This is a genomic window from Parvularcula oceani (assembly GCF_000733125.1).
In the GTDB taxonomy this organism is placed as follows: domain Bacteria; phylum Pseudomonadota; class Alphaproteobacteria; order Caulobacterales; family Parvularculaceae; genus Parvularcula; species Parvularcula oceani.
The window spans coordinates 1-25,424 of sequence record NZ_JPHU01000022.1 but is presented as its reverse complement, the minus strand read 5'-3'; the positions used below and the strand labels follow the sequence as shown (position 1 = coordinate 25,424).

Here is a 25,424-nt window from a genome sequence, read left to right as displayed (position 1 = left end):
CCGTCCGGCATCCGGGGCGGGCCGCCTTTGCGACCGGTACGAATTAACCGTCCCGCAATCGATTTGCTCCATGATACAACGGAGCATGACAGACAGCGCCCGCTCAAAAGGGGGGAGGGGGCGCGAGGGACCGAACCGTGATGCATACCCCCCAGCCGGCCGACCGGGCGGAGCCGGCCGAAACCGCGAAACTCGCCGCTTTCGACGGCTCCACCGCGGCCATGATGACCGTCGACCGCGACCTCGTCGTCACCACCGTCAACCGGGCCACCCGTGCCCTGTTCGACGAGCACCGGGAGACCTTCGCGAAGGTCTGGCCGGATTTCCGTCCCGAAGCGATCATCGGGACCTGCATCGACGTCTTCCACAAGGATCCGAGCCATCAGCGGCGCATCCTCGCCGATCCGTCCCGCCTGCCCTTCAGCACCGACATCTCGATCGGCGAGCTGAGGATCGAGCTCAACGTCTCGGGCATTTTCGATGCCGCAGGGCGCCATGTCGGCAATGTCCTCGAATGGCGCGACGTGACCGAGGCGCGGACCACGGCGGGCGTGCTCGAGGCGCTGAACGGCGTGCAGGCCATGCTCGAGCTCAAGCCGGACGGCACGATCCTGTCCGCGAACGCGCTGTTCCTGGGCCTCGTCGGCTATGAGGAGCGGGAGGTGAGGGGCCGCCCGCACAGCCTGTTCCTCGGCGCCGAGCGCCGGGGCGTCCTCGGGACGGACGCGTTCTGGCAGGACCTCGCCGCCGGCCGCGCCAAGGCGGACAAGTTCCGCCTCGTCACCCGCAAGGGCGCGCCGCTCTGGTTGCAGGCGAGCTTCACGCCGATCCGCGACAGCGGCGGGCGGGTGTTCAAGGTCGTCGCGCTCGCCACCGACATCACCGCCGAGGAACGGCGCGCCGCCGAGACCCGCAGGACGCTCGAAGCGGAGCGCAGGCTGCGCGCGGAGCGCGACGTCGCGCAGAACAAGGTGGTCGCGGCGCTCGGCGACATCACCGGATCGATCGACGAGCTTTCGCGCCGGACCGAACACCAGGCCGCCACGCTCGAAGAGGCGGCCGCCGCCCTGAACGAGGTCACCACGACGGTCGCCTCGACGGCGGAGCGGGCCAAGGAAGCGGATGCGGCGGTCACCGAGACCAGGACCAGCACCGCGGCGAGCAAGGCGGTGATGGGCGAGGCCCTCTCCGCGATGACGGAAATCCAGGCCTCGTCGAAGAAGATCGCGCAGATCACCGGCGTGATCGACGAGATCGCGCTGCAGACGCGCCTCCTCGCGCTCAATGCCGGGGTCGAGGCCGCGCGCGCGGGAAGCGCCGGGAAGGGGTTCGCGGTCATCGCGCAGGAGGTGCGCGAGCTGGCGCAGCGCTCGTCCTCGGCCGCCAAGGACATAGACGGCCTCATCGCCGAAAGCTCGGCCCAGATCGCCGAGGGGGTCGACCGCGTCCGCTCGTCCGGAACCGCCATCGAGGAGATCTCGAACAAGGTCGAGGCGATCAGCGGGCTGATGGAGATGATCAACCGCTCCTCGGCCGAGCAGGCCTCGGCGCTCGAGGAGGTCAACGGCGCCGTCCACCAGATGGACCAGGTCACCCAGCAGAACGCCGCCATGGTGCAGGAGAGCCAGGCCTCCGCCCAGGCGCTTCTGGGCGCGGCGGAGGACCTGATGGCGCTCAGCGGCAGCGGCGAGGACGAAAACGCGCAGCGTAGGGACCATTCCAGTGGGAACGGATCCGGCCGCGCCGGCGGCCCGACCGCGCAGCGGACGCGGCGGGCTGCCTGAGGCACGCCCCCGAAGGAAGGGGGGCGTCCCGCGGGAGGACATTCAGGACGCCGGAAGCGGGCGAAGCCGCTCCTGGCCAGTGGGTCGTTAAGGTTGCCACCGGCACTGAAAACACCCGAAGATAGTATTTTACTGAGAGGTAACGGAATGTTAGGCCCTGTTCCGGGGCAGGAAGCTGATTTGGTCTCACGATTGCATGAGGGCCAGTGAGCGACTGACAGGGAACACGGGGGCAGGATGTCGAAACGCAAACTGGCTTGTTTGATGGCGGCGGTCGGGTTCGCCTCGCCGGCGGCGGCGCAGGAACTGGTCTACGAGCCGGTGAATCCGTCCTTCGGGGGCAACCCGTTCAACTCATCGCATCTGCTTGCGATCGCCAATGCGCAGAACGACTACGAGCGGCCCTCGACGGCCAGCTCTTCGGACGATCTCGACCGTTTCATCCGCTCCTTGCAGGGGCGGCTTCTCTCCTCGCTGTCGAGCCAGGTCGCCAATGCGATCTTCGGCGAGGATGCGCAGGACGAGGGCCGCATCGTCTTCGGCGACCAGGTCGTCGAATTCGTGCGGACGCTGGACGGGATCCAGCTCACCGTCATTGACGGCGACGGCACGCGGACCGAGATCCTCGTCCCGACACTGATCACCCAGCCGATCGAATAACGGGAAGCCGGGGACAGGGGCGAAGAGAATGATCACCAAGCGATGCATCGTGCGCGCGGGCCGCGGGGCCTGCCTTGCGGCGGCCGGCCTTCTTTCGGCCTGCGCCAACCTGCCTGCGACGAGCTGGCCGCTCGAGGACGCGCCGAAAGTGGCGCGGCAGACGAAATCCCAGCATGCGCTCGAGGCGCTGCCGCCGCCGGCGGCTCCCGTGCCGATCGCCGTTTACGGCTTCGAGGACCGGACAGGGCAGTTCAAGCCGACCGAGGCGGGCCAGACCCTGTCCCGCGCGGTCACGCAGGGCGCAGAAAGCATTCTGATCAAGGCCCTGCTCGATGCGGGCGAGCGCGACTGGTTCACGGTGGTCGAGCGGGCGAGCCTGAACAGTCTTCTCAAGGAACGGCAGATCATCTCCGAGATGCGCCAGCGCTATCTGGGCGAGACGCAGGTCAACGCGCAGGCGCTGCCTCCGCTCCTCTTCGCGGGCGTGCTCCTCGAAGGGGGCGTCATCGGCTTCGACACGAACACGCTGACCGGCGGCGCGGGGGCGCGATATCTGGGGATCGGCGCGTCGACCGAATACCGGCGAAGCGTCGTGACCGTCTATCTTCGGGCCGTCAGCGTGAAGACGGGCGAGGTGCTGGCCTCGGTGACGACGGAGAAGACGATCGCTTCGGTCGGGGTGGCGGGCAATGCCTTCCGCTTCGTTTCCTTCGACGATCTTCTGGAGGCGGATATCGGCTTCACCTCGAATGAGCCGAACCTGCTCGCGCTGCGCCAGGCGGTCGAGCTGTCCGTCTACGCCCTCATCATGGAAGGGGCCGAGGTCGGCCTCTGGAGCTTCGCCGACAGGGCGCTCGGCAGCGAATTGATCGGCCGCTACCAGGATGGCCGTGACGGCGTCTTCGAGCTTGCCGACGGCGAGGGGGATCCCCTCGACCGGCTGCTCACGCAGATCGCCGAAGAGGACGAGTTGCAAGCCGGCAGGAGAGCCGACGCGCGCGGGGATGCCCCCGCGCCGCGCGCCTCCGACGGCTGACAGGTTTCGGCGTCCGCAAGGGCGCCGGAAGGGGAGGAGGCGCGCTCCGTAAGGAGGGTGGCGACTCCCACGGGTGCGGGGACGAATTGCCGTTCGACCTCGCGTCCTTCGTAGCGAAGGCGGGGAACCGCCGGGGACAGGTATGCTAGGGTACGCAACGCATTCCGCGGCGGAAGCCGCCATGTGTGGAAGCCGCCAGCCGTGGTTGTACCACGGATGGCCGTTTCACGCCATTCCCGCCGCTCGCGGCGGGAATGGCGTGGCCACGCGCGGCGCCTGCCACCGCACCCGGACTTCTCTCTTCGCAACATCTCGGTCGCGACGTCCCGCAGGGGGGCACGGGCCGCAACTTGGAAAAAGAGAGTAGACTCATGATCAAGACGCTTATCGCAGGGACCTCCGTCCTCGCTCTCACCGTCGGCGCTTCGGCGTTCGCGCAGGAGTCCGGTGTCGCGGACGGCTCCGACATCACCCAGACCGGCGCCCGCAACGTCGCAGACGTGACCCAGAGCGGCGAGACCAACGGCTCGCTGATCGAGCAGAACGCCTTCGACGCGCTCGTCGTGGTCGATCAGTCGGGTACGGACAACGAGTCGACCATCGCCCAGGACGACAATGTCGACAACGGTCCGGACAGCAACTCCGAGGACGGCACGATCAACCTGGACGGCGACCCCGAGGCCCAGGTCACGCAGACCGGCTCGAACAACGAGTCCTTCATCGACCAGGAGACGCTGGGCACGAGCTTCAACATGACGACGATCGTCGATCAGTCGGGCTCGGACAACGTGTCGGATGTCAGCCAGACGCTGGGCGAGCCGGGCACCAACTTCACCGCCCGCACCGTGGTCACCCAGACCGGCGGCGCCGACGCCGTCGTCATGCAGGACGCGTCGGGCTCGAACAATGGCGGCCTCTTCGCGACCGTCAACCAGAGCGAAGGTATTGCCTCGATCGATCAGGACATGACCGGCAGCGGCAATCGCAGCATGGAAGCCTCGGTCAACCAGTCCGGCGCCAGCACCGCCGACATCACCCAGTCGATGGAAGGCGAGGACGAGAGCGCGATGAGCGCCCTGGTCAATCAGGACGGCGCCGACAACCTCGCGGATGTCGACCAGACGATGACGACAGGCGGCAGCACCAACTTCTCCGCCACGGTCGATCAGATCGGCTCGATGAACGACGCCTTCATCGTCCAGAGCGACAGCTCGAACGAGAACAATCTCGACGCGAATCTCGAAGCGGCGCTCACGCAGACCGGCGCCGAGAACTATGCCCGGATCGACCAGAAGCAGCGGTCCTCCTCCGCTTTCGTCGACCAGATCGGTGACGGCAACATCGCGAATGTGGATCAGCTGCGCTCGCAGAACAGCGTCGACATCGATCAGGACTCCTCCGGCGCCGCGATGGGCAACACTGCCACGGCGTTCCAGGACAGCCGCACCAGCGACATCGTCATCGCGCAGGAAGGCGGCAACAACACCGCCACCACGAACCAGAACGGCGGCGTCGGCCATTATGCCAGCGTGACGCAGACCGGCCTCGACCACATCTCGACCATCGATCAGTCCGGCCGCGGCCAGACGGCGACCGTGATGCAGTCGGGCGAAGTCGGCTATGTCTCGACCATCGACCAGTCGGGCATGGGCAACATCGCCACGGTCACGCAGCACTAAGCGCGGCCGCAATTCTCCGGCGGGACGGCCCATCCGGGTCGTCCCGCCGGATTCTTCCCCGCAGCCTTTGGAGGCGCCGAATGCCTGCTGCTCTCCTTTTCCTCGCGCTCGCCCAGAGCGCCCTGCCGCCGGCCGGGGCGGCGACAATCGAACAGATCGGTCCGGCGCTTTCCCGGCAGGCCGCGCAGGACGGCGCTTCCGCGATCGGCCAGCACGGGCAGGGCAATGACGCCGTCCTGGAGCAGCGCGGGCAGGGAGCCCGGCAGCGCGCCGAGGCGGTCCAGCAGGGCGATGCCAACACGGCTCGGATCGTCCAGGACACGGACGCCGCGGCCGGACGGGCCAATGCCGCCCGGGTGCGCCAGGCCGGGAACGGCAACCAGGCGCGGATCGAGCAGACGGCAAGCGCGGGGGGCTGGCTCTTCTATTCGAACACGGCGACCGTTCTGCAGAACGGCAACCGCAATGCGGCCGATGTGCGCCAGGACGGGCGCGGCAATCTCGCCCGCATCGAGCAGCACGGCGACGACAACAGCGCCTCCATCATCCAGCAGGGCGAGGGCAATGTCGCGGTCCACCGGCAATTCGGCGACGGCAATGCGCTGCCCGGCGGCATCGGCATCCGCCAGGAGGGCGGCGCCGCGGTCATCGTCAACCAGTACGCGCCCGGCTATGATGGCTGACATGCGGCTGGCCATGATTCCTCTTCTTTGCGGCCTCGCCTGCGCCACCTGTGCGGCAGGCGCGCAGGAGCGCGCGCGGGAGGCGCGGGGCGAGCTGTCCATGCCGCAGATCGGCGATGCCGGCCGGACCGTCAGCCAGCAGCAGATCGCTCCGGGCGAGGCGCGCTCCTCTTCGGTCGCCCAGCTCGAGGCCTATGCGGATCTCTGCGAGCCGGGCGGGGAGGCGCCGCCGCCGGACATCGACTGCTCGGAGGTGCGGCTGATGATGAAGCGGCGGGAGGCGCTGACGGCGGACGAGCTGGGCGAGGCCCTGGCGGTGCTCGGCCGCCTCGATCTGGTCCAACCGCCTTCCTCCGATGCCGACCGCGTGGAGCTCGACGGCAAGCGCGGGCTGAGCGGCCTCTCACCCCTCCTCCTGACGCCGGCGGATCCGGCCCCGCAGGCGCGGGACAAGGCACAGGGAAGCGGCCTGCCGGAAGATGGCAGCGCCGCCGTCATCATCGAGCTCGTTCCGCAGAACTGAGGAGCCGCCAACATGGTTTCATCCCTCCCGGCCCTCCTGGCCGCTCTCGCTGCCGGCACCACCGTGCTGCCCGCGCCGCCGGAGCCGCTCCGTCTGGGCGAGGTCGAAGTGCGCTTGCAGGTCGAGGCGCGGGACGGGAGCATCCTGTTCGCGCCGGTCGCCATGGGGCCCGAGGGCACGGCCGTCAGCTACGCGATGAGCGTGTCGTCGCGGTCGGGCGGCGGCCGATCCGAGACCACGCAGAAGGGCGAGGCCACCCTTTCGGGAGAGGGCGTCACGCCGCTCCTGCGCGCCTCGGTGTCGCAAGGCGCCTTCTCGCTTCGCCTCACGGCGAGAGTGGGCGGCGAGGACGCCACCCTGCACTACCGCTCCGGCGAGGGCGCGCCCGCGCCTAGGCCGTGACCGGCCGCGCCACCGAGGCCGAGAGGTGCTCTGCGGCCCTGAGGGCCAGGGCGACGATCGTCAGGGTCGGATTGGCCCAGCCGGATGTCGGGAAGACCGAGCTGCCGGCGACATAGAGGTTGCCTATGCCGTGGACGCGGCTGTCCGCGTCCACCACGCCTTCCCTGGGCGAGGCCGACATGCGCGTCGTGCCCATGTGGTGATAGCCGCCGATCGGATGCGCGCTGATCAGCGGGTCGGTCTGCCACCCGGCATCCTCCTCGGACAGCCAGGCCGCGGGCTCGACCCTGCCGGTGCCGAGGCGCCCGAGTTCGGCGCCGAGCCCGCGGACGAGGGCGGCGACGCTGTCCCGGTCGATGGGGCTCATGCGCCAGTCGAGGGCGAGGCGCGGCAGGCCGAGGGCGTCGCGCTCCTTCGTCAGGACCACGCGGCTGTCCGGGTTCGGCGCCTGCTCGGCGCGCACGACGAGCGCGAGATCGCGCAGGCCGAGCCGGTTCAGGAGCCAGGGGCGGAAAGGATCGGCCCGCCGCTGCGCCCAGGTCGCGCCCCGCTTGGTCATCATCCACAGCGCCCGGCCGGCCTTGGTCGGCGCCGTCTGATGCTTGAGGCCGCCATAGGCCTGCATGGCCCAGGCCTGGCGGGCATCGGGCGGCTGGCGCGCCGCGATGGTGAGGGAGGTGTTGAGGATGCCCTCCTGCGCCTGCATCGCTTCTGACGGCTTGACGAGCGCGGCCAGTTCCTGCCCGCCAATGCGGTGCGGACGGCCGAACGCCTTGAGCAGCGGCCAGACGCCGCCGCCGATCACCCGGCCGCCGCGCGTGTGCGGGTGCTCCATGAAATAGCGGCCGACCTGGTCATGGGCATTGCCGAGGCCCCCCGCATGCACATCGTCCGATGCGAGAAGCAGGCGCGGGTTCTCGAGGCCGCCCGCGGCCAGGATGACCGCCCTGGGCTTCACGGTCAGCTCGTGCCCGGTCAGGGCGCGGGCCTTCACCGCCTCGACCGCCCGCCCGTCGCGGTGAAGCGCGATGCGCGTGGCCGTGGCATGGGTGACGATGCGCGCGCGCGGATGGTCCACGAGGTCGCCGCAGGCCTCGAAGACGAAGCGGTTGAAGCGCCTGTCGAAGGTCCAGAGGCCGATCTCGAGGCCGCCGGGCGAAAACTCCGGCAGCGCGATGCCGGCATCGCCGAGAGCCTTGGGCGCGGGGGCGGAGGGGGCGAGGCCGAAGGCTGCGCGGGCAGGGCCGTAATAGGCGGACAGCTCGTCCCAGCCGATCGGCCAGCCCGAATGCGGCACCCAGGGGCGGCGGCGCAGGTCGATCGGGTCGAGCTGGGCCACCCGCCCGCCCCAGATCGCGGTCGTGCCGCCGAAAAAGCGCAGGCGCGCATGGTCGAGCTCGTAATAGTCCTCGCCGACGATCCGGCCCTGGTTGAGCGCGGCGGTGTCGGCCTCATAGTCGAGGCCCCCGCTTTCGAGCAGGGTCACCGAATGGCCGAGGGCGAGAAGGCGCCTTGCGGCCGTGATGCCGGCCGCGCCGCCGCCGATCACGCAGATATCCGTGTCTATGGCGCTGTCCGCGCCTGCCGTTTCGAAATCTTCATGCATCGTTCAGTGCCGCGTGAATGCCGTTCATCTTGCAGTGCAGCAGACACCTCCCGGCGCCGCTGGGCAATGGGGGGACGGAACCGCGGGCCGCTGGCTCTGTTGGGTTTGCGAAACGGTGCGGCCTCCCGCTGCGCGCCATCGGGGGCGGGCAGGGCGAGGCGGCGGGGAAGGATGAAGGCGATGAAGATCTGGCAGGCGCCGACCGCTCTGGCGAACCTCACCCTGCTCTGTCCGCTGGAGCTCGATGTGGACGCCGATGCCATGGCCGGCGAGGCGCGGGCCGCCATCGCAGAATGGGGCCATTCCCAGCAGGAAGGCCCCCATCATGACGGCACCTGGACCCGCCTCGGCCTCTACGCGCCCTCGGGCGACCCCTTCAGGAGCTACAAGCGCGGCGGCGAGCGCAGGGAGAAGACGGCCGTCCTGAAGGGCATGCCGGTCGCCGAGCGGTTCCTCGACCGCTTCGAGGGCACGCTGCGCACCGCCTCGCTCTCGCGGATGGAGGCGGGGGCGGGGGTCGGATGGCACCGGGACAGGCGGCAGAGCATCGATCTCGAATATGTCCGCCTGCACATTCCTCTCGTGACCTCGCCCCGGGCCGTCACCACGATCGGCCACCAGACCCGTTCCCTGACCAAGGGGGCGGTGTGGTACGGGGACTTCGCCTGTCCGCACACGGTCCGCAACGCGGCGGAGAGCGCGCGAATCCACCTGATGTTCGACGTCAAGGCGACCGAGGACCTGTGGCGGCTCTTCCCGCAGAGCTTCCGCCGCCAGACCTCGCGGCGGGCGGCGGCGCGGCGCGCGGCCAATGCGATCTTCGACAGGATGGAGCGGCGCTCGCCCGAGGGGCGCAAGGCGCTGGCCTATAAGCGGGCGCGGGCGCGGGCCGTGCGCGAGGGCCGGCCCCTGCCGCCGCCGCCCTGGGCCGGATGACCCCGCCGCGCAAGGCGCGGCCGCAACTCTAGGTCGAGAAAAAGCGAAGAGAGGGTAACCGGGCATAAACCTGTAGTTGCAATACCGGCATGGCAACACTTTGTCCTCCACCCCTTCGGGACGCTTCCGGCCATGCTCTTCACGCCTGCACTGTTTCCTGTCGCCGAGGCCTCGCCCTTGCCGCCGGTCCTCTTCCTGGCGATCGCGGCTTCGCTTCTCGCCCTTGCCGCGCTCGGCTCCTGGCTGTTCGTCTTCCGCCCGCTCGGACGCATCGCCGACTGGATCGCGGCAGGGGCGGCCCCGGGCGCGGCGCCCGCGGGCGGGCTTCTCCTCGGCGGCCTTGTCGGGCGGATATCCGCGAAGGCCGGTGAAAGCGCCGCGCCGCAGAGCGCGCTCTTCAAATCGGCGGCCTTCGACGGCTCGGCCTCGGCGATGATGATGGTGGACCGGGATTTCCGGGTCCTCTTCGTCAACAGGGCGACCGAGGACCTCCTGACATCCTTCGCGGAAGACTTCCGGACGATCTGGCCGTCCTTCGATCCCGGCGCGATCGTGGGAAGCTGCATCGACGCCTTCCACAAGAACCCCGAGCACCAGCGGCGCCTGCTCGCGGACCCGGCGCGCCTGCCCTTCCGGACCGATATCGGGGTCGGGGACGTCAAGATCGAGCTCAATGTCAGCGGCGTGTTCGACGGGGCGGGCGAATATGTCGGCAATGTCCTCGAATGGGCGAACGTCACCTCCGCCCGCCGCAATGCCGGCGTCATCGAGGCCATCGAGCGCAGCCAGATGGTGGTCGAATACGATCTGGACGGCAGGGCGCTCACCGCCAACGGGCTCTTCCTCGACGCCATGTCCCTCTCGCCCGATGCCCTCGCCCGGTCGAGCGATGCGGATCTTTACAGCGCCGGTTGCGACCATGCCGAGCGCTGGACGAAGCTTCGCCGGGGGGAGCCCGTGAGCTGCCGGGTGAGCAGGAGCGGCGGCGGCCGGACGCGCAGCTTCGATCTGACCTACACGCCCGTCCTCGACCGCTCCGGCAAGCCCTTCCGCGTCGTCGCGATGGGAACCGAAGTCACCGCCCAGGTCGAGGCGCAGGCCCGGCGGGCGGCGGAGGACGCAAGGCGCGCATCGGCGCTCGAACAGGTCGTGGGTGCCGTGGCGGACGGTCTCGCCTCGATCTCCGGCAACGCCTTCGACTGCGCGATCACCGCGCCCTTCGCGCCCGAATACGAGGCTCTCCGCAGCAATTTCAACGCGACCTGTTCGGCCCTGAAGGCCGCCGACGAGGCGCGCGCCCAGGCCGAGCAGGCGCAGCGGCAGGTCGTCCAGGCGCTGGCGAGGGGCCTCAGCGGCCTTGCGGGCGGAGACCTGACGGTCGAGCTGCGCGACGCCTTCGCTCCCCAATACGAGGCCCTGCGCAGCGACTTCAACACGACGGCCAGGCGCCTGCACGAGGTGATGCTGGGCATCGTCGAGGTGACGGGCGGAATCGCCGACGGCGCGCGCGAGGTGAACTCGTCCAATCACGATCTCTCCCAGCGCACGGAGAGCCAGGCCATGACGCTCGAGCGGACGGCCGCCGCGATGGAGGAGATCACCACCACGGTCAGCGAGAGCGCGGGCCGGGCCGCCGAGGTCGACCAGGTGACGACCGATGCCCGCACCCGCGCCGACAGCAGCGCCGTCGTGGTCACCGAGGCGGTCGGGGCGATGAGCGCGATCGAGGACTCCACCGCGCAGATCGGCCGGATCGTCAGCCTGATCGACGACATCGCCTTCCAGACCAACCTCCTCGCGCTCAATGCCGGCGTCGAGGCGGCGCGGGCGGGCGAGGCGGGCCGCGGCTTCGCGGTCGTCGCGCAGGAAGTCCGCAATCTCGCCCAGCGCAGCGCGGATGCGGCGCGCGAGATCTCGGGCCTGATCGCCGACAGCTCTGTGCAGGTGGAAAACGGCGCCAGGCTGGTCCGCCAGGCGGGCGATGCGCTCGGGGATATCGTCGGCTCGATCTCCGCGATCAGCGGCCTCGCCTCGGCCATCGCCGGTTCCTCCGCCGAGCAGTCCCGCACGATCGGAGAGCTGAACAAGGATGTCCGCCAGCTCGACGACGTCACCCAGCAGAACGCCGCGATGGTCGAGGAGACCACGGCGGCGAGCCTCTCCTTGCAGCAGAACACGGATCGTCTCGCGCAGCTCGTCTCGATGTTCCGCATCCATGCCGGCGGCATGCCCGCCCGCGCCGCGTCCTCTTCCCTCGCCGCCTGATCCCACCGGCCCGCAGAAAGGTTCATGACAGTGGTTCCTCAGTCCCCCACCCCCTTCGTCACCGCTTCTCCCCTGGCCGCCGCCGCGGTCAGCGTCCTCGCCCTGAGCGCCGCGGCCGCGCCCTCCGCCGGGATCGCCGCCGCGCAAGCGGGCCTGCTGCTGGCGGGCACGGCCGGCACCTATCTTCTGGGCAGGCGCCGCAGCGCGCGGGAGGCGGAGGCGCTGTCCCGCTTCGCGGCCGCTCTCGGCCTGGCGCCCGGCGAGGCGGCCTCGCTCGGCGCGATGCAGGCGGCGATCACGGAAAGGCTCGACCGCGCCGCCGCCCCGGCGCCGGGCGAGCGGGGGCTGGCCCGTTCGGCGGCTGCGATCGCGCTCGTCGGCCCTGACGGCGCTCTCCTCAGCGTGAATGACGGCTTCCGCGCCCTGCTGCGCAAGAAGGGCCAGGACATGAAGCTGCCGCCGCAGGATGCCGAAGGGGCCTGCCGCACCCTGATCGAACGCGTGCGGAGCGAGACGGGCGGGGCGCCCGGATCGGCATCCGGGGAAAGCCGCTGCGAGATCGTCGTCGGGGCGTGCAGGCTCCTGGTGACGATCGCCTCCCTCGGAGGGGACGGCGCGGTCATGACCTGGCAGGACATGACCTGGCATGCGGAGGCGCATGCCGTGGCGGTCGCAAAGCAGATGCGCGACCTCTATGTCGTCTATTCCCTGGACGGACGGATCGAGAGCGTCAACGCCAATGTCGCCAGCCTCTTCGGCTATGGCGCAGGAGAGATTCTCGGACGCGACTGGTCGAGCCTCCTGCATGAGGGAAGCCAGGCCCGGGTGGACTGGGCCGCCCTCCGCGCCGGCCGTCCGCAATACGCCAAGCTCCTGGCCCGCACGAAGGACGGCAAGGAGATGTGGCTGCGCTCCGCCTTCTACCCGGTCGAGGGCCATGACGGCCGCGTCGACCGCGTGCTCCAGATGGCCGCCGATGTCACCGACCTCGAAACCACGATCCGCGAGAAGACCGCGATCATCGAGAGCCTGAACGGCGGGCAGGCGCGGATCGAGTTCACGCCCGACGGCACGATCCTCGCGGCGAACGATCTGTTCTGCTCGACCGTTGGCTATCGGGAGGCGGAGATCGTCGGAAAGCACCATTCGATGTTCGTCGACGATGACTACCGCGCCAGCCCGGAATACCGGCAGATGTGGGAGCAGCTGCGGCGGGGCGAGAATTTCTCGGGCCGCTTCAAGCGCATCGCCAGCGGCGGGCGCGAGATCTTCATCACCGGAACCTACGCCGCCATTCACGACACGGAGGGACAGGTCTTCAAGGTCGTCAAATACGCCTCCGACGTGACGGCGGAGGAGGCGGAGCGCCGGGCCGTCGCGGCTGCGCGCGACAAGGCCATGGCGGATCAGCGCGAGGTGGTGACCCTTCTGAGCCAGGCGCTCGGGCGCATGGCCCAGGGCGACCTGACGCAGATGATCGAGGAGCCCTTCCCGGAGGGCTACGAGGAGCTCTGCGGCAATTTCAACACCACCGTCTCGCATCTCGGAGAGGCGTTCGGAAAGCTCCTGGGCAGCACCGACACGATCCAGCGCAGCGCCGGCGAAGTCAGCGGCGCATCGGACGAGATGGCCCGCCGGACCGAGTCGCAGGCGGCGACGCTCGAGGAGTCCGCCGCGGCGCTCGAGGAGATGACGTCGAGCGTCAAGCTCGCCTCAGAACGCACCGATCACGTCGAGAAGGAGATGAAGCGGGCCCATGACGAGGCGATGAACGGAAGCCGGATCGTCGAGAAGGCGATCGAGGCCATGACCGAGATCTCGAAATCCTCCGAGCAGGTCAACCAGATCATCGGCGTCATCGACGACATCGCCTTCCAGACCAACCTCCTCGCGCTCAATGCCGGCGTCGAGGCGGCGCGGGCGGGCGAGGCGGGCCGCGGCTTCGCCGTCGTCGCCTCCGAGGTCAGGGCTCTCGCGCAGCGCTCTTCCGAAGCGGCGAAGGAGATCAAGGGGCTGATCTCCACGAGTGCCGAGCAGGTCGGCGCCGGCGTCGAGCTGGTCGACCGGACCGGCAAGGCGCTGACGGACATCCTGCAGACCGCGGAAACCGTGGCATCGCTCATCGGCGAGATCGCATCCTCGGCGCGCGACCAGTCCGCAGGCCTCGGCGAGATCAACACCGCCGTCACCCAGCTCGACCAGACCACGCAGGAGACCGCCGCCATGGTCGAGGAATCGACCGCGGCCGGGCACAGCCTGCTCCGCGAAGCGCAGTCCTTGGCAACGCTGATGGGCACCTTTACCGTGAAGGGCGCACAAGGGGGGCTTTCACCGGTGACGGAGCTGCCGCAGGAGCGGCCGCATGCCCGGCCTGCCGTGCACGAGCAGCAGCGTCGCGCCATGAGCGCGGGCGCCGCCATAGGGTCGGCCGCGCTGGCGGTCGACGAACAGGATGACGACTGGTCGGAGTTCTAGAACGAGCATGAGCCTGCACAATGAATCCCTGACCGGCGCGCGGCCGATCAGGGTCGGCATCGTCGACGACAGCGCGGTGATGCGGGCCCTGATCGCCCAGGCCGCCGAGCAGGAGCCCGGCATCACCGTGGTCGGGCAGGCCGCCGACCCCTATGAGGCGCGGGAGATGATCAAGGCGACCGCGCCCGACGTGATCACGCTCGACGTCGAGATGCCGCGCATGAACGGCCTCGACTTCCTCGAGAAGCTGATGCGCCTGCGGCCCCTGCCGGTGGTCATGGTCTCCTCGCTGACCGACCGGAATGCCGCCACCACGATCAGGGCGCTGGAGCTCGGCGCCGTGGACTATGTCCTCAAGCCGGGGGCTGGCGACCGCAATGCGCTGCGCGAGCTTCCGGCCAAGCTGCGCATAGCGGCCGGAACGCGCCCCAAGCTGCCGCAGGAGGCGGGCCCCCTGCCGCCCCGGGCGGCCTTCTCGAAGACCGACAGGATCATCGCCATCGGCGCCTCGACCGGCGGTGTGGATGCCCTGATGACGGTGCTGACGCGTTTTCCCGAGAACTGCCCGCCGACGGTCGTCGTCCAGCACATGCCCGGCGGCTTCACGGCGAGCTTCGCCCAGCGCCTGAACGAGAACTGCGCGCCCCGCGTCGCCGAAGCGCAGGACCGCGCTCCCCTGGAGGCCGGAACGATCCTGCTCGCGCCCGGCACGCACGCCCATATGGAGGTCCAGGGCCGTCAGCGCCTGACCTGCCGGCTGCGCGCCGGCGAACCCGTCAGCGGCCACAGGCCGTCCGTGGACTGCCTGTTCGGCTCCCTCGTCGAGCTGGGGCCGCGGGTGATCGGCGCTCTTCTGACCGGGATGGGGCAGGACGGGGCGGCCGGCCTGCGCCGCCTTCGCGATGCCGGGGCTGAGACGCTGGCACAGGACGAGGAGACGAGCGTCGTCTACGGCATGCCGCGTGCCGCGATCGAGATGGGCGCCGCCGACAGGGGCACGCCCCTGCCGCGCATCGCCAGCCGCATCCTGACCGCCGCCGGGGCGCAGCCGGCATGACCCCCGCGCGATCCGTCTACGTGCCGCAGGGCAAGGTGGAGGTCTGCGCGGGTGGCGGAACCTATTTCACCACCGTCCTCGGCTCCTGCGTCGCCGCCTGCGCCTGGGACGAGCAGGGCGGCATGGGCGGGATGAACCACCTCCTCCTGCCCCCGCGCGAAGGGGCGGACAGCTATGGCGTCCACCTGATGGAGCTTCTCATCAACGCGCTCCTCAGAAAGGGCGCGGTGAAGGGGCGCCTGCGGGTCAAGCTGTTCGGCGGGGCGAGAATGATCGACGGACTGTCCGATGTCGGATCGGCCAATGCGGCCTTCGCCCGCGCCTTCTTCGAGCATGAGGGGATCCCGGTCATCTCCGAAAGCCTCGGGGGCACCAAGGCCCGGCGCGTGCAGTTCTGGCCCGCGAGCGGCCGCGCGCGCCAGCGCTTCGTCAACCGGGCCGAGGCCGAACCGGCCGTGCGCACGCCGCCGCCGCCCCTGCCCGCGGGCGGCGAGATCGAGCTGTTCTGAAGCGCGCTGTCCTGCTCTGACAGACCGTCCGGCGTCCTTCGGGACGCCGGCGGTTCAGAAGAGGTCCACCTCGCCCGCATCCGCCGCCGCCTCGGCCCGCGCGCCCCTCAGGAGGCGCGCCGCAAGGTCGCTCGGCGCCAGGCCCCGGCCGAGTTCGGCCGGATCGAAGAGCACCGGGCCCAGCTTTCCTTCGGAGAGGCGGCCGACATGGCCGGCGAGGGCGCCGACGATCTGGGTGACCTCGTCGAGTTCCTGGAGGCGGCGGGCCAGCGTGTCCTCGAGGCCGCCGGCATGGGCGCCGACGGCCTCCTGGAGGGACAGGCATTGCGCGAAGAGGCGGGCGAGCTCTTCGGCCACCCGCTCCAGCGCATCGCGCAGGACGACGGGGCTGCCCGCCTCCTGTTCCTCGGGGCAGGGCGTCACAGCCGGCCGACGACCGCTTCGATGCATTTTTGCAGCTGCGGCACGCTGAAGGGCTTTTTGAGATAGTTGTTCATGCCGAGCTTGCTGCCCCGGCTGATGACCGCCGGGTCGGCGCTGCCCGTCAGCAGGATGAAGCCGATCCGCGCGGTGGTCTTGTGCTGCCGCAGGGATTCGAGGAGGTCGAGCCCGTTCATCTTGGGCATCTCGTAATCCGAGATGACGAGATGCACCGGCCGGTTGACCACCGAGGTGAGGGCGGACTGACCGTCCTTGCACCAATCATATTGCTTGAGCCCGATCTGGTCGAGCGCCTGGGTCACGAGGCCCCGGCTGACGGACATGTCGTCGACGATCAGGATGCGCAGGCTGTCTTTGAGAGCCATTGGGTACTCCGAGGTTGCAGGATATACTATCAGTACAAGAACTAATAACGGGTAAGGCTAGCTGCGCTCGTAGCTGGTCACGCCGCATCCGGTGAAAAGGCTGGCGGCGGCGCCGGTGACGCGTTCGGAATGGCCGACGAAGAGGCGCCCGCCGGTCGGGATGAGCCGCGCGAAGCCGCTCCAGACGCGCTGGGTCAGGTCGTTGTCGAAATAGATGACGACGTTGCGGCAGAAGATCACGTCGAACCGGCCCTTGACCGGCCAGGGCTTGGTGAAGTTCAGCATGCGCACCGTCACGAGCCCCTTCACGGCGTCGGACATCCGGGCCCGGCCGCCCTCCGCGGACAGGATGTGCCGGCGCATCGGGGCGGGCACCGCGCCTTCCACCGCATCGGCGGGATAGACGCCGGCGGAGGCCTGGGCCAGCGCCTTGCGGTCGATGTCGGTCGCCAGGATCTTCACGTCGAGCTCGCCCGCCTGCGGCAGGGCTTCGAGCAGGCACAGCGCGATGCTGTAGGGCTCGGCGCCGGTCGAGCATCCGGCGGACCACAGGCGCACGCGCCCGCCCTTGCGGGCGGTGTCGGCGAGGCGCGGGAGCACCCTTTCGCGCAGGTCGTCGAAATGGTGGCTCTCGCGGAAGAAGCTCGTCACATTGGTCGTGAGCGCTTCGATCATGCCCTCGAATTCGGCCTTGCCGTCCTCGGATTCGATCAGGCGGCAATAATCGTCGAAGCTGGTCAGCCCGAGCACCCGCAGGCGCTTGGTGAGGCGGGAGCGGACCAGCGTGCCCTTGGCCAGCGGCAGGTGCAGCCCCGCCTCCCGCTTGGCCACGGCGGCGATGCGCGCGAAATGGGCCTCGCCGAGTTCGACCTCGCCCCGCAGGAGCGGGTTTCCGGCCGCCGCGCCCTGGGCGTCAGGCTGCCTGAGCGGCGTCATGGCCGAAGACCTCCTGAAGGCGGATGAGCTGGATCATCCGCTCGTCCACGGCCGCGACGCTTTCCACGAAGGCCTGCGCGGCTTCGGAGGCGACCTGCGGCGTCGGCTGCAGATGGTCGTGGGAGATGCTGAGGATATCGGCGACGGCATCGACGATCAGGCCGACGAGCTGCGTCCCGGCCTGGACGACGATGATCACGCTTCGGCTCGATTCCTCGCGCGGGGGCATGCCGAAGCGGGTGCCCAGATCCACCACCGGCAGCACCGCGCCCCGAAGGTTGATGACGCCGCGCACATAGCTCGGCGCCTGGGGCAGCGGCGTCGCGGCCGTCCAGCCGCGGATCTCGCGGACGGTCATGATGTCGATGCCGTATTCCTGATCGGCGATGCGGAAGGCGACGATCTCGCGATCGGCGCCCTCGGCGGCAGGCGTGCCATTGCTCATGGGAAACTCCGAGGGCTAGGCGACGGCGGCTATGGCCGGCGCGGGGGCGGTGCGGGCGACGAGGTCGTCCGTGTCGAGAATGAGAGCGATCTGCCCATTGCCGAGGATCGTGGCGGCGGCGACGCCGGGCACATGGCCGTAATTTTCCTCGAGGCTCTTGATGACGACCTGGCGCTGATCGACGATGCGGTCGACGATCAGCGCGGCGCGCGAGGTCTCCTCGGTCTCGATCAGCAGGATGACGTGCTGGTCGAGATCCCGCACCGGAGAGCGGTAGCCGAAGCGCACGCCCAGATCGACGATGGGGATGAAGCTGTCGCGGATCGCGATGACGGGGCTTTCGCCCCCGACGCGGTGGATCTGTTCGGGCAGGGGCTTGAGGGTCTCGACGATGGCGGTCAGCGGGACCACGACGGTGTGGCCCTCGACGGTGACGACCATGCCGTCCAGGACGGCGAGCGTCAGCGGCAGGCTGATCGAGAAGGTCGTGCCCCGCCCCGGCTGGGAGGCGATGGAGATGCGGCCGCCGAGCGCCTGGATCGCTCGCTTCACCACATCCATGCCGACGCCGCGCCCGGACAGGTTCGACACCTCCTTGGCCGTCGAAAAGCCCGGCGCGAAGAGAAGATTGTCGATCTCGGCATCCGACAGCGGCGCGTTTTCGTGGATCAGGCCCTTGTCGACGGCGATGGCCCGCACCCGCTCGCGGTTGATGCCCGCTCCGTCATCGGAAATCTCAATCACCACCCGCCCGGACTGGTGGGCGGCGTTCAGGCAGACCGTTCCTTCCTCGTCCTTGCCGGCCTCAAGCCGCTTCCCGGGGCCTTCGAGGCCGTGATCGACCGCATTGCGGATCATGTGGGTGAGGGGGTCGGCGAGGCGCTCGATCACCGTCTTGTCGACCTCGGTCGTCTCGCCCTCGGTCTTCAGGCGCACCGACTTGCCGGTCGCCGCCGCCGCTTCGCGCACGATCCTCTGCATGCGCTGGAAAAGCGGCTTCACCGGCTGGGTCCGGATCGCCATGACGCTGTCCTGGATCTCGCGGGTGAGCTGCTTGAACTCCTCGAGGGCGTTGGAGGAATGGGCGCCCGCCTGCGCGTCGGGGTTCTCGACGCATTGCGCGATGGCGGCCTGGCTGATGACGAGCTCGCCGATCAGATTGACCAGCCGGTCGACCCGGTCGAGATCCACGCGGACCGTGCTGCGGGCGCCGGCCCCCGGCGCGGGCTTCTTCTGTCCCGCGGGCTCGGCGGGGGCGGCCTGCGACGCGGTCGGCGGCAAGGGCGCGGGCTCCGCAGGCGGAGGAGATGCGGGCGGGGGGCTCTCATCGGCGGGGGGCGGGCCGGGAGGAAGCGGGTCCCCGCCGGACGGGCCTCCCGAAGGGTCGTCGGCGTCCTCGATCTTCAGGTCGCATTCGCCGTCGACGAATTCGAAGACCTCCTCGATCGCCTCGGCGCCCGGCGCGCCCTCCATGCGCAGATCGAGCGACAGATAGGTCTTCTCCCAGTCGAAGGCGTCGAGGCGCGGGACGGCGCCCGTCTCGGCCCGCGCGCTCACCTCTCCGAGATCGCTCAGGGCCCTGATCAGGAGCACGGGCTCGCTGCCCAGCTCGTAGAGGCGGGGATGGGGACGGAAATGCACGGCATGCCCGGCGGGCGCCGCCGCGCCGAGATCGGGCAGGTCCAGAGGCTGGGGTGCGAAATCGGGCGCGTCATCGGCATCGCCGAGGGCGAGCGGCATGGGCGAGAAGGCGACGTCGCCGCCTTCGGCCTTTCCGGCGGGCTCGGGCTCGGCGCCGATCAGCGCCAGGAGCTCGCCGATCAGGCCGTCGGCGGCCTCCGAGGGGGTGTCGGCCCCCTCCTGCGCGGCCGTCACGAGGTCCGAAAGGACGTCTGCGGAGCGCAGGAAGACGTTCATCACCTCCGCCGACGGCTCAAGGCGGCCCGCGCGCACCTCGTCGAGCGTGGTCTCGAACTTGTGGGCGAAGGCGACGAGGTTCTCGAGCGCGAAGGCGCCCGCGCCGCCCTTGATCGAATGCACCGCGCGGAAGACGCTGTTGACGGTCTCCTCGTCCGCTTCGCCCTCATTCATGGCGAGGAGGCCGGATTCGAGGTTCTCGAGCAGCTCCTCGCATTCGATGAAGAAGGTCTGCCGAATCTCTTCCATCGGATCCATGACGAAAGCTCCCTCAGGCGACGAGCCGGTTGAGGACCGAGACGAGCTTGGTCCGCTCGAAGGGCTTGACGATCCACCCCGTCGCGCCCGCGGCCTTGGCGCGCTGCTTCAGCTCGGCCGCGCTCTCGGTCGTCAGTACGAGGACGGGGGTGCGGCGGAAGCGCTCGTCGCTGCGCACGCCGTCGATCACGCCGAAGCCGTCCAGGCGCGGCATGTTGATGTCGGTGATGACCACGGCCGGCTGGACATGCCGCAGCTTCTCGAGGCCGTCTATGCCGTCTTCGGCCAGCTGGACGTCGAAGCCTTCCGCGGTCAGCGCGACGCGGAGCATGTCGCGCATGGTGCGGGAATCGTCGATCGCGAGAACGGTCTTCCGCATGGTCAGGCCTCCAGTCCCAGAGCGGCGTCGGGCAGGCCGAGCAGCCCGCAATCCCGCCTGAACGCCTCGGACGGGCCTCGCAGGCGGAAGGGCGCGCCATCCTCCCGCCACTGTTTCGCGGCGGCGAGAAGCACCTCGGCGCAGCGGCCGCCCAGAAGCTCCACCGCGCCCGCATCGAGCGTCAGCGCCGCCCCCTGGCGGCCGAGAATCTCCTGCGCGAGGAGCGGCGCGTGCGGCGTGTCGAGCAGGGGCGCGAGGCGAAGCCCCTGCCCCTCATCGGCCCGCCCTGCGGCGGCATCGGACTCTTCTGGAGGTTGTGGCAGAACGAGCGGCATGACGGCTCCCATACTTCGCTGCCGGATGTGCAGCGGCAGGACTGATCGTGACCACAACCCTAGATAGAGGCCTTTAAGGAAGCGTTACGGGATGGCCGGCCCTTCGCCGCCGCCGTCTCGGTTCTAAGCCTCTTGTCGCCGGCCGATCGGCAGGCTCTCGAACAGTGCGGCGTGGATGCAGAGGCGCTGGAGACCTGTCTCGCGCTGGATCAGGAAAGCTTCGATCAGGATCTCGACGGCAGCTGGCGGGAAGTGTCTTTCCGGGAAGGATGCGGTGCCGGAGCGGCCGTACTGATCGAGCCCTGTATTCTTTACTCGCGCCCTGCGCCGCCGACCGACAACGCCCAGATCGAGAGCTGGCGGGTCGACTACAACGAGAGCCGGCCTCACATGGCTCTCGGCAACCTGCCCCCTGCCCAATACGCTTTGCAGACCGGGCAACCGTGTGGGACGATAGGATCATCAGCCCCCGGAAACTAAGCCTGGGAGCGGGCCACCAGACCCAAGCGCCTCATCCAAGCGCGATGCGAACGTAACGTCCGGACCACTCGGAAGGGGGCCGGCCGGTTCCCAGCTCAGACCAGCGCCAGCAGCACGCTCGTTCCGGCGAACGCACCGCAGGCGTAGCTGGTCTTGTCCCTGAGCGCATAGACGATCGGATCTCCCCGGATCTCGCTCCGCCAGGCATGGAGCCAGATATGGGATATCCAGTAGATGAGGATCAGGCAGACGAACCAGAGTATTCGCGGGTTCTGATATTGGGCCGCCACAGCGGGCGAGGTGATGTAAAGAGCCATCACCAGCACCGACGTGAAGCTGGAGACAATTCCAATTGATCCGATGACTTGGGTGTCCGCGCCGGAATAGGCGCGGCCGGCGACAGCCCTTCCTGGCTGTGCCGCCAGCTCCTCGACCTCCGAAAAGCGTTTGACCAGGGCGAGCCCGAGGAAGAAGAAAATAGAGAAGGCAATCAGCCAGTCGGAGACAGGTATGCCCGTTGCGGCGCCGCCGACGGCGATGCGGTAGCCGTAGAGGACGGCCAGTGTCACGACATCGAGGATGGCGCGCCGTTTGAAGCTCAAGGAGTAGGCGAGCGTGATGGCGATATAGCCGGCGAGAAAAGGCAGTGTGAGGGGCGGCGTGAGGAGACCTGCCACGAGCACCCCGCTCGCAAGCAGAGAGGCGGCGAACCCTGCCGCTCGCGGAATGGACATGCGGCAGGCGGCGAGCGGTCGGTTCTTTTTGTGCGGCGATGTCCTGTCGCTCGCGATATCGAGGATGTCGTTGAGGATATAGGTTGCCGAAGCGAGAAGGGAGAAGGCGAGGAAGGCGCCGATCGAGGAAACGAGAACGCCGGGTTCCAGGATCCGGTGGCTCAAAAGCGCCGGCACGAAGATGAGAAGGTTCTTCACCCACTGGTGGAGGCGCATCGCCGAGAGGTGGTCCTGCGGCGTGGCGGCGCAGCGGGTGAAAGTCTGCCCGATCGGCGGGTCGTCCGCATCGGCGCGTGCGCGGCGGCCTGCCGGCAGCACGGCATATGCTCGGCCCACTGCCTGCCAGATCGGCCTGCCTTCGGGATAGGCGCCGATATAGTCGAACCTGTCGCCGCGCGAACTGCGCTGGATCGCGCATAGCATGGCCTCCGGCCCTGGCTCGGTTGCGACCGTGCCGGAGAAGAAGCCGTGATAGCCCGCGACCGCTTCTGCGACGGAAGCGGAACCCTTCGTGATGAGGAGAACCGGTCGGTGTTCTGCCTGCGCGCGCGCGAATGCGACGACCTCCGGGTTATAGTGGCATCTTGCCGGCTCGAAGCTGCCCTCGCTCGTCACGGCCTCCATGAGGGCCGTGCGTCCACCGGGCCCTCGGAGAAGGGTGCCGATCGCGAACAGAGGGCGTGTCTTCAGCTCCTGGACGAAAGCCTCCCAGAACCGGCTTCCTTCGAGGAGTGCCCCATCGAGGTCGACGAAGAGCGGCTCATCCCCCGAAAGGCGCTGCTCCATGCTCTCGCCCTCCTGCGAAACAGGGCGATCGGACGGAGGGGGATACTCGCTGGCGCCGGTCAAGCTAGTCCAGCCGCTCTCAGCGCGACCCGTACCGCCCGAGGAAGTGGTTGATAGGTGCCGACCCACTCGCCCGAGGGAGCAAGCGCGAAGAGCAGCGCCGTCACGCTCCGCGCCCGGTCATTGCTCTTGTCGAGGAGGGCCCCGAGCCAACTGAGCGGCGGCGGCTGCCAGGCGATCGCTTCGAAATAGGTCCGTCCTCTGTTCGTCGTCATGAGAACAAGGAACATAAAGAGGATGTAGAAGTAGCGTCCATGATCGAAGGTCAAGACATAGAGCACGCTGACAGTGCCGAAGAACATCAGGACGAGAGCCGGCGACCCTCTCCTGTGGTGAATGAGCATGGCAGCGTAGCCAAAGAAGAAAATCAGTGCCGGAGCGATGATCAGAATGTTGTCGGAGATCCAGGTGACGTGCATCGTCAGCACGTTTCCCAGCGGGCGGTGGACGAAGCTGTAGAGGTTGGTCTCTACGAGCCTGCTGATGCCGCGATCCGGCCAATACTCGAATTCGAGCGCGTAGCTCGACAAAGGCGAGTAGAAGACGAGAAGCCAGGCCGCCGCTCCGATCACGACGAGGGTGGATAGGACGAGCGGCCATCGCTTCGAGAGAAGGAAGCCCAGCAATACGGGTGCGAAAAGGAGGAAGGTTACCTCTCGGATCAGCCCGGCGAGCACGATCGTCCCGAGAACGCCGTAGGCGGCAGCGCTCCCTCTGAAGAACAGAATGCCGAGGAACGGAAGGAGAATAAAAATTTCTGCGTCAATACTATGTAGGAGGTAGAAGGAGGATAGATAGACGAAAATCTGCTCGAGAGGCGTCGCTGTGCGCCGAAAGTGGAACGTCGTAAGGCCCAGAAAGAAAAGCCATAAGGTCAGCATCATGCCAGTGAAGATCTGCGGCCCGACCCCGGTGAGAAGGTCGAGCCGGTAAATGATCTCGCCAGGCAAGGCGCGGCGGACCATCCCGCTCGAATAGCTGAAGAAGTTGTCCTGCCTGAAGGTGAAGGTCACCCCTTCGGTCAGATAGGGCAGGACGTATCGGACACCTGCCATGCCGGCCACCACCGCGAGAACGCCAAGGAAGACGAGGTCGGCCAAGCGCTGGGCGGTTTCGGTACGAAGCACAGGCAGCAGACCAATTTTCGCTGGAGGTGTCGTTTCCTGACGCAAGCTGCCAATCCCGTGATCCGGCTGGTGCATCTGTGGTTACCGTCGCAGAAACCCTATCAGGAAAGATGATCTTCGAGAAGGGTGAGCAGGAGAGCCTGCCTCAGATGAGGCGCCTCTGTCCGGTGGTCTGGTCCGGAGGCTGGGAGCTATGCCCATCATCGGTTGACGTTGTCCGGGTGCGTTGATTCCGCATGACCGGCCCCCTTCTGAGTGGTCCGGACTGTATGTTCGGACAGCGCTTGGAAGGAGCGGGTTATGGGACGCAAACGGCACAGCCCCGAGGAGATCACCGGCAAGCTGCGTGAGCCGGAGGTCCTGATTGCGCGGGGTCAGACGACGCCGCAGGCGGCGAGGGCGACGGGGTTACGGAGCAGACCTATTAGCGGCGGCGCCGGGAGTACGGCGGCATGAAGACCGATCAGGCGAGGCGCCTGAAAGAGCTCGGGCGGGAGAACCAGCGGCTGCGGCGGGCGGTGTCGGACCTGGCGCTCGACAAGATGATCCTCGAGGAGGTGGACCGGGGAAAGTTCTCGGCCCCGCTCGCTGACGCGTCGCGATCGATCACATGCGGGACGTCCTGGCGACGCTCGCGGACCTCTTCGCCGAGCGCGGCCCGGCTGCTTCAACCGGTACGCGTATGTCGAGAGCGATCCCGTGAATATGACCGATCCGACGGGAGAGTTCGGTGTTCGGGGTGCGGTCGTTGGCGCTGCGGTTGGTGTAGTTGTGAATTCCGTTTTTTATGCGATCACTGCGGGTGAAGGCTTTACCGTCTGTTGCGGTGGATACGACTTTCGATGACGCACAACGCGAGATGGATTAGTGAAGTTGATAGATGTTTTCCGTTTCCTTCGCAGCGATATGACCCGCATCTTTTTCTCGAGCGTTTTCATGGCCTCATGGTCGCCCTTGGCCCATTACGAGGGAATCAGAGCGTTTGAGATAATCTTTTCTCCTGCCACTCTTTGGTACTTCGCATTCTGGTTTCCAATTGTCTGGATTGTCAGGTTCACCTGGTTTGCTATCTCCCGTTCAAAGAGCGCTGCGTTCGACGAGGCCTATCGTTCTTTCGTAACCGACACGGATATATTTTAAGGTAGGGATTCCGGATAGTTATCCCTTTCGCTTCTTGACCAGAGGTAGCTCCGGTCTGTTGGCCGGGAGGGCAGTTGCTCCGTAGAGAAGGTTCGATTGTTCGTGCCGAGAGGAACTTCGGTCCTTGCTTGTCTGATCACATATGACGCACAGGGTGCTGGCGGCGCTGGGCGGAGAAGGGGCGCTGGGTACGGTCGGCTCTGCTGTTGCCGCCGGACAGGTCGTCGATGCCGTTATTCCCGAAGAACGCCAGCGCGGAATTGAGGGTCGAGATTAGTGAGAACTCGCTATAGAATAGCACGCAAGGTTATTCGACGAGGTTTATAGATTGTTGTTCCATTTGCGGTAATTTTGTTCAGCCCACTTTTATTCGGTGATGAAGAAAGCAAGCTTCTCTACTTCGGCC

Annotated in this window: 23 protein-coding genes and 2 pseudogenes; 14 read left to right on the top strand and 11 right to left on the bottom strand. The window is 68.1% G+C overall.

Annotation, left to right across the window (positions count from 1 at the left end; genetic code table 11):
* Positions 1-140: 140 nt before the first annotated feature.
* The 7 genes from IE88_RS18325 (at position 141) to csgH (ending at position 6,767) form a co-directional block, all read left to right on the top strand.
* Complete coding sequence (locus IE88_RS18325; protein ID WP_051882380.1) at positions 141-1,784, top strand: methyl-accepting chemotaxis protein; 1,644 nt, start codon at positions 141-143, stop codon at positions 1,782-1,784.
* Between the two features lie 237 nt (positions 1,785-2,021).
* Positions 2,022-2,444: a curli production assembly/transport component CsgF gene (locus IE88_RS0115720; protein WP_081871745.1), complete on the top strand. Its 423-nt coding sequence runs from the start codon at positions 2,022-2,024 to the stop codon at positions 2,442-2,444.
* Positions 2,445-2,472: 28 nt separating this feature from the next.
* Positions 2,473-3,480, top strand: a complete 1,008-nt coding sequence (locus tag IE88_RS0115715; protein WP_051882379.1) for a CsgG/HfaB family protein — start codon at positions 2,473-2,475, stop codon at positions 3,478-3,480.
* Positions 3,481-3,851: 371 nt separating this feature from the next.
* Positions 3,852-5,159: a hypothetical protein gene (locus tag IE88_RS0115710; protein ID WP_031556372.1), complete on the top strand. Its 1,308-nt coding sequence runs from the start codon at positions 3,852-3,854 to the stop codon at positions 5,157-5,159.
* 80 nt (positions 5,160-5,239) lie between these two features.
* Positions 5,240-5,842, top strand: coding sequence for a hypothetical protein (locus IE88_RS17680; RefSeq protein ID WP_051882378.1), 603 nt, complete (start codon positions 5,240-5,242; stop codon positions 5,840-5,842).
* A 1-nt stretch (position 5,843) separates the two neighbouring features.
* Entirely contained in the window at positions 5,844-6,365 is a 522-nt protein-coding gene (locus IE88_RS0115700; protein ID WP_031556368.1) for a hypothetical protein, read from the top strand.
* Between the two features lie 12 nt (positions 6,366-6,377).
* A complete protein-coding gene (gene csgH, locus IE88_RS0115695; RefSeq protein ID WP_031556367.1) occupies positions 6,378-6,767 on the top strand; it encodes a curli-like amyloid fiber formation chaperone CsgH in 390 nt (129 codons plus the stop codon).
* On the opposite strand, the gene IE88_RS0115690 is transcribed toward csgH, so the two are convergent.
* Positions 6,757-8,373, bottom strand: coding sequence for an FAD-dependent oxidoreductase (locus IE88_RS0115690; protein ID WP_031556365.1), 1,617 nt, complete (start codon positions 8,371-8,373; stop codon positions 6,757-6,759). The two genes, csgH and IE88_RS0115690, sit on opposite strands and share 11 nt — an antisense overlap.
* A gap of 180 nt (positions 8,374-8,553) precedes the next feature.
* Between IE88_RS0115690 and IE88_RS17675 the strand changes: the two genes are divergently transcribed.
* The 5 genes from IE88_RS17675 to IE88_RS0115665 all read left to right on the top strand — a co-directional run bounded on the left by IE88_RS17675 (position 8,554) and on the right by IE88_RS0115665 (position 15,615).
* Positions 8,554-9,309, top strand: coding sequence for an aspartyl/asparaginyl beta-hydroxylase domain-containing protein (locus tag IE88_RS17675; protein WP_031556363.1), 756 nt, complete (start codon positions 8,554-8,556; stop codon positions 9,307-9,309).
* A gap of 132 nt (positions 9,310-9,441) precedes the next feature.
* Positions 9,442-11,574 carry a methyl-accepting chemotaxis protein gene (locus IE88_RS17670; protein ID WP_051882377.1) on the top strand — a complete coding sequence of 711 codons (2,133 nt, stop codon included), beginning with the start codon at positions 9,442-9,444 and terminating at the stop codon, positions 11,572-11,574.
* 24 nt (positions 11,575-11,598) lie between these two features.
* The gene (locus IE88_RS17960) at positions 11,599-14,049 is read left to right on the top strand and encodes a methyl-accepting chemotaxis protein (protein ID WP_081871743.1); all 2,451 of its coding nucleotides are present in this window, start codon (positions 11,599-11,601) and stop codon (positions 14,047-14,049) included.
* 7 nt (positions 14,050-14,056) lie between these two features.
* A complete protein-coding gene (locus IE88_RS0115670) occupies positions 14,057-15,106 on the top strand; it encodes a protein-glutamate methylesterase/protein-glutamine glutaminase (RefSeq protein ID WP_031556355.1) in 1,050 nt (349 codons plus the stop codon).
* Positions 15,103-15,615 carry a hypothetical protein gene (locus IE88_RS0115665; RefSeq protein WP_031556353.1) on the top strand — a complete coding sequence of 171 codons (513 nt, stop codon included), beginning with the start codon at positions 15,103-15,105 and terminating at the stop codon, positions 15,613-15,615. Before IE88_RS0115670 ends, IE88_RS0115665 begins: the two co-directional genes overlap by 4 nt.
* Before the next feature lie 54 nt (positions 15,616-15,669).
* Here the strand turns inward: IE88_RS0115665 and IE88_RS0115660 are convergent, their stop codons facing one another.
* The 7 genes from IE88_RS0115660 to IE88_RS0115630 are packed head-to-tail and all read right to left on the bottom strand — an operon-like array spanning position 15,670 to position 20,691.
* On the bottom strand, positions 15,670-16,038 hold the full coding sequence (locus IE88_RS0115660; RefSeq protein WP_031556351.1) for a hypothetical protein: 369 nt from the start codon (positions 16,036-16,038) through the stop codon (positions 15,670-15,672).
* On the bottom strand, positions 16,035-16,421 hold the full coding sequence (locus tag IE88_RS0115655) for a response regulator (protein ID WP_031556349.1): 387 nt from the start codon (positions 16,419-16,421) through the stop codon (positions 16,035-16,037). The genes IE88_RS0115660 and IE88_RS0115655 overlap by 4 nt, the downstream gene beginning before the upstream one ends.
* Before the next feature lie 57 nt (positions 16,422-16,478).
* A complete protein-coding gene (locus IE88_RS0115650) occupies positions 16,479-17,357 on the bottom strand; it encodes a CheR family methyltransferase (RefSeq protein WP_156032658.1) in 879 nt (292 codons plus the stop codon).
* Positions 17,335-17,802 (bottom strand): chemotaxis protein CheW, encoded by a 468-nt coding sequence (locus tag IE88_RS0115645; RefSeq protein WP_031556346.1) that lies wholly within the window; start codon positions 17,800-17,802, stop codon positions 17,335-17,337. The genes IE88_RS0115650 and IE88_RS0115645 overlap by 23 nt, the downstream gene beginning before the upstream one ends.
* 15 nt (positions 17,803-17,817) lie before the next feature.
* Positions 17,818-19,977, bottom strand: a complete 2,160-nt coding sequence (locus IE88_RS0115640) for a chemotaxis protein CheA (protein ID WP_031556343.1) — start codon at positions 19,975-19,977, stop codon at positions 17,818-17,820.
* Between the two features lie 13 nt (positions 19,978-19,990).
* Positions 19,991-20,356 carry a response regulator gene (locus IE88_RS0115635; protein ID WP_031556341.1) on the bottom strand — a complete coding sequence of 122 codons (366 nt, stop codon included), beginning with the start codon at positions 20,354-20,356 and terminating at the stop codon, positions 19,991-19,993.
* Between the two features lie 2 nt (positions 20,357-20,358).
* Positions 20,359-20,691: an STAS domain-containing protein gene (locus IE88_RS0115630; protein ID WP_162178370.1), complete on the bottom strand. Its 333-nt coding sequence runs from the start codon at positions 20,689-20,691 to the stop codon at positions 20,359-20,361.
* A gap of 306 nt (positions 20,692-20,997) precedes the next feature.
* Here IE88_RS0115630 and IE88_RS18320 point away from each other — a divergent pair.
* Positions 20,998-21,171 (top strand): annotated as a pseudogene (locus tag IE88_RS18320) (integrase core domain-containing protein); the annotation flags it as partial.
* A gap of 95 nt (positions 21,172-21,266) precedes the next feature.
* Here IE88_RS18320 and IE88_RS0115620 read toward each other — a convergent pair.
* Together IE88_RS0115620 and IE88_RS0115615 are read right to left on the bottom strand one after the other, a co-directional pair.
* Entirely contained in the window at positions 21,267-22,691 is a 1,425-nt protein-coding gene (locus IE88_RS0115620) for a UbiA family prenyltransferase (RefSeq protein WP_051882375.1), read from the bottom strand.
* A gap of 59 nt (positions 22,692-22,750) precedes the next feature.
* A complete protein-coding gene (locus tag IE88_RS0115615; protein ID WP_162178369.1) occupies positions 22,751-23,953 on the bottom strand; it encodes a hypothetical protein in 1,203 nt (400 codons plus the stop codon).
* 225 nt (positions 23,954-24,178) lie between these two features.
* On the opposite strand from IE88_RS0115615, the pseudogene IE88_RS19015 reads away from it, so the two are divergent.
* A pseudogene (locus IE88_RS19015) lies at positions 24,179-24,462 on the top strand (transposase); the annotation flags it as partial.
* A gap of 692 nt (positions 24,463-25,154) precedes the next feature.
* On the opposite strand, the gene IE88_RS18310 reads toward IE88_RS19015, so the two are convergent.
* Entirely contained in the window at positions 25,155-25,319 is a 165-nt protein-coding gene (locus tag IE88_RS18310) for a hypothetical protein (protein ID WP_156032655.1), read from the bottom strand.
* Between the last annotated feature and the right edge of the window lie 105 nt (positions 25,320-25,424).

Excerpts from the sequence above, each read along its gene's own strand:
- IE88_RS17670 (WP_051882377.1), top strand. The coding sequence starts at position 9,442 with ATGCTCTTCACGCCTGCACTGTTTCCTGTCGCCGAGGCCTCGCCCTTG.
- IE88_RS0115715 (WP_051882379.1), top strand. The coding sequence starts at position 2,473 with ATGATCACCAAGCGATGCATCGTGCGCGCGGGCCGCGGGGCCTGCCTT.
- IE88_RS17675 (WP_031556363.1), top strand. The coding sequence starts at position 8,554 with ATGAAGATCTGGCAGGCGCCGACCGCTCTGGCGAACCTCACCCTGCTC.
- IE88_RS18325 (WP_051882380.1), top strand. The coding sequence starts at position 141 with ATGCATACCCCCCAGCCGGCCGACCGGGCGGAGCCGGCCGAAACCGCG.
- IE88_RS0115640 (WP_031556343.1), bottom strand. The coding sequence starts at position 19,977 with ATGGATCCGATGGAAGAGATTCGGCAGACCTTCTTCATCGAATGCGAG.
- IE88_RS17960 (WP_081871743.1), top strand. The coding sequence starts at position 11,599 with ATGACAGTGGTTCCTCAGTCCCCCACCCCCTTCGTCACCGCTTCTCCC.
- IE88_RS0115635 (WP_031556341.1), bottom strand. The coding sequence starts at position 20,356 with ATGCGGAAGACCGTTCTCGCGATCGACGATTCCCGCACCATGCGCGAC.
- IE88_RS0115670 (WP_031556355.1), top strand. The coding sequence starts at position 14,057 with ATGAGCCTGCACAATGAATCCCTGACCGGCGCGCGGCCGATCAGGGTC.
- IE88_RS0115650 (WP_156032658.1), bottom strand. The coding sequence starts at position 17,357 with ATGACGCCGCTCAGGCAGCCTGACGCCCAGGGCGCGGCGGCCGGAAAC.
- IE88_RS0115720 (WP_081871745.1), top strand. The coding sequence starts at position 2,022 with ATGTCGAAACGCAAACTGGCTTGTTTGATGGCGGCGGTCGGGTTCGCC.
- csgH (WP_031556367.1), top strand. The coding sequence starts at position 6,378 with ATGGTTTCATCCCTCCCGGCCCTCCTGGCCGCTCTCGCTGCCGGCACC.
- IE88_RS0115630 (WP_162178370.1), bottom strand. The coding sequence starts at position 20,691 with ATGCCGCTCGTTCTGCCACAACCTCCAGAAGAGTCCGATGCCGCCGCA.
- IE88_RS0115665 (WP_031556353.1), top strand. The coding sequence starts at position 15,103 with ATGACCCCCGCGCGATCCGTCTACGTGCCGCAGGGCAAGGTGGAGGTC.
- IE88_RS0115645 (WP_031556346.1), bottom strand. The coding sequence starts at position 17,802 with ATGAGCAATGGCACGCCTGCCGCCGAGGGCGCCGATCGCGAGATCGTC.
- IE88_RS0115710 (WP_031556372.1), top strand. The coding sequence starts at position 3,852 with ATGATCAAGACGCTTATCGCAGGGACCTCCGTCCTCGCTCTCACCGTC.
- IE88_RS17680 (WP_051882378.1), top strand. The coding sequence starts at position 5,240 with ATGCCTGCTGCTCTCCTTTTCCTCGCGCTCGCCCAGAGCGCCCTGCCG.
- IE88_RS0115620 (WP_051882375.1), bottom strand. The coding sequence starts at position 22,691 with ATGGAGCAGCGCCTTTCGGGGGATGAGCCGCTCTTCGTCGACCTCGAT.
- IE88_RS0115690 (WP_031556365.1), bottom strand. The coding sequence starts at position 8,373 with ATGCATGAAGATTTCGAAACGGCAGGCGCGGACAGCGCCATAGACACG.
- IE88_RS0115700 (WP_031556368.1), top strand. The coding sequence starts at position 5,844 with ATGCGGCTGGCCATGATTCCTCTTCTTTGCGGCCTCGCCTGCGCCACC.
- IE88_RS0115615 (WP_162178369.1), bottom strand. The coding sequence starts at position 23,953 with ATGCACCAGCCGGATCACGGGATTGGCAGCTTGCGTCAGGAAACGACA.
- IE88_RS0115655 (WP_031556349.1), bottom strand. The coding sequence starts at position 16,421 with ATGGCTCTCAAAGACAGCCTGCGCATCCTGATCGTCGACGACATGTCC.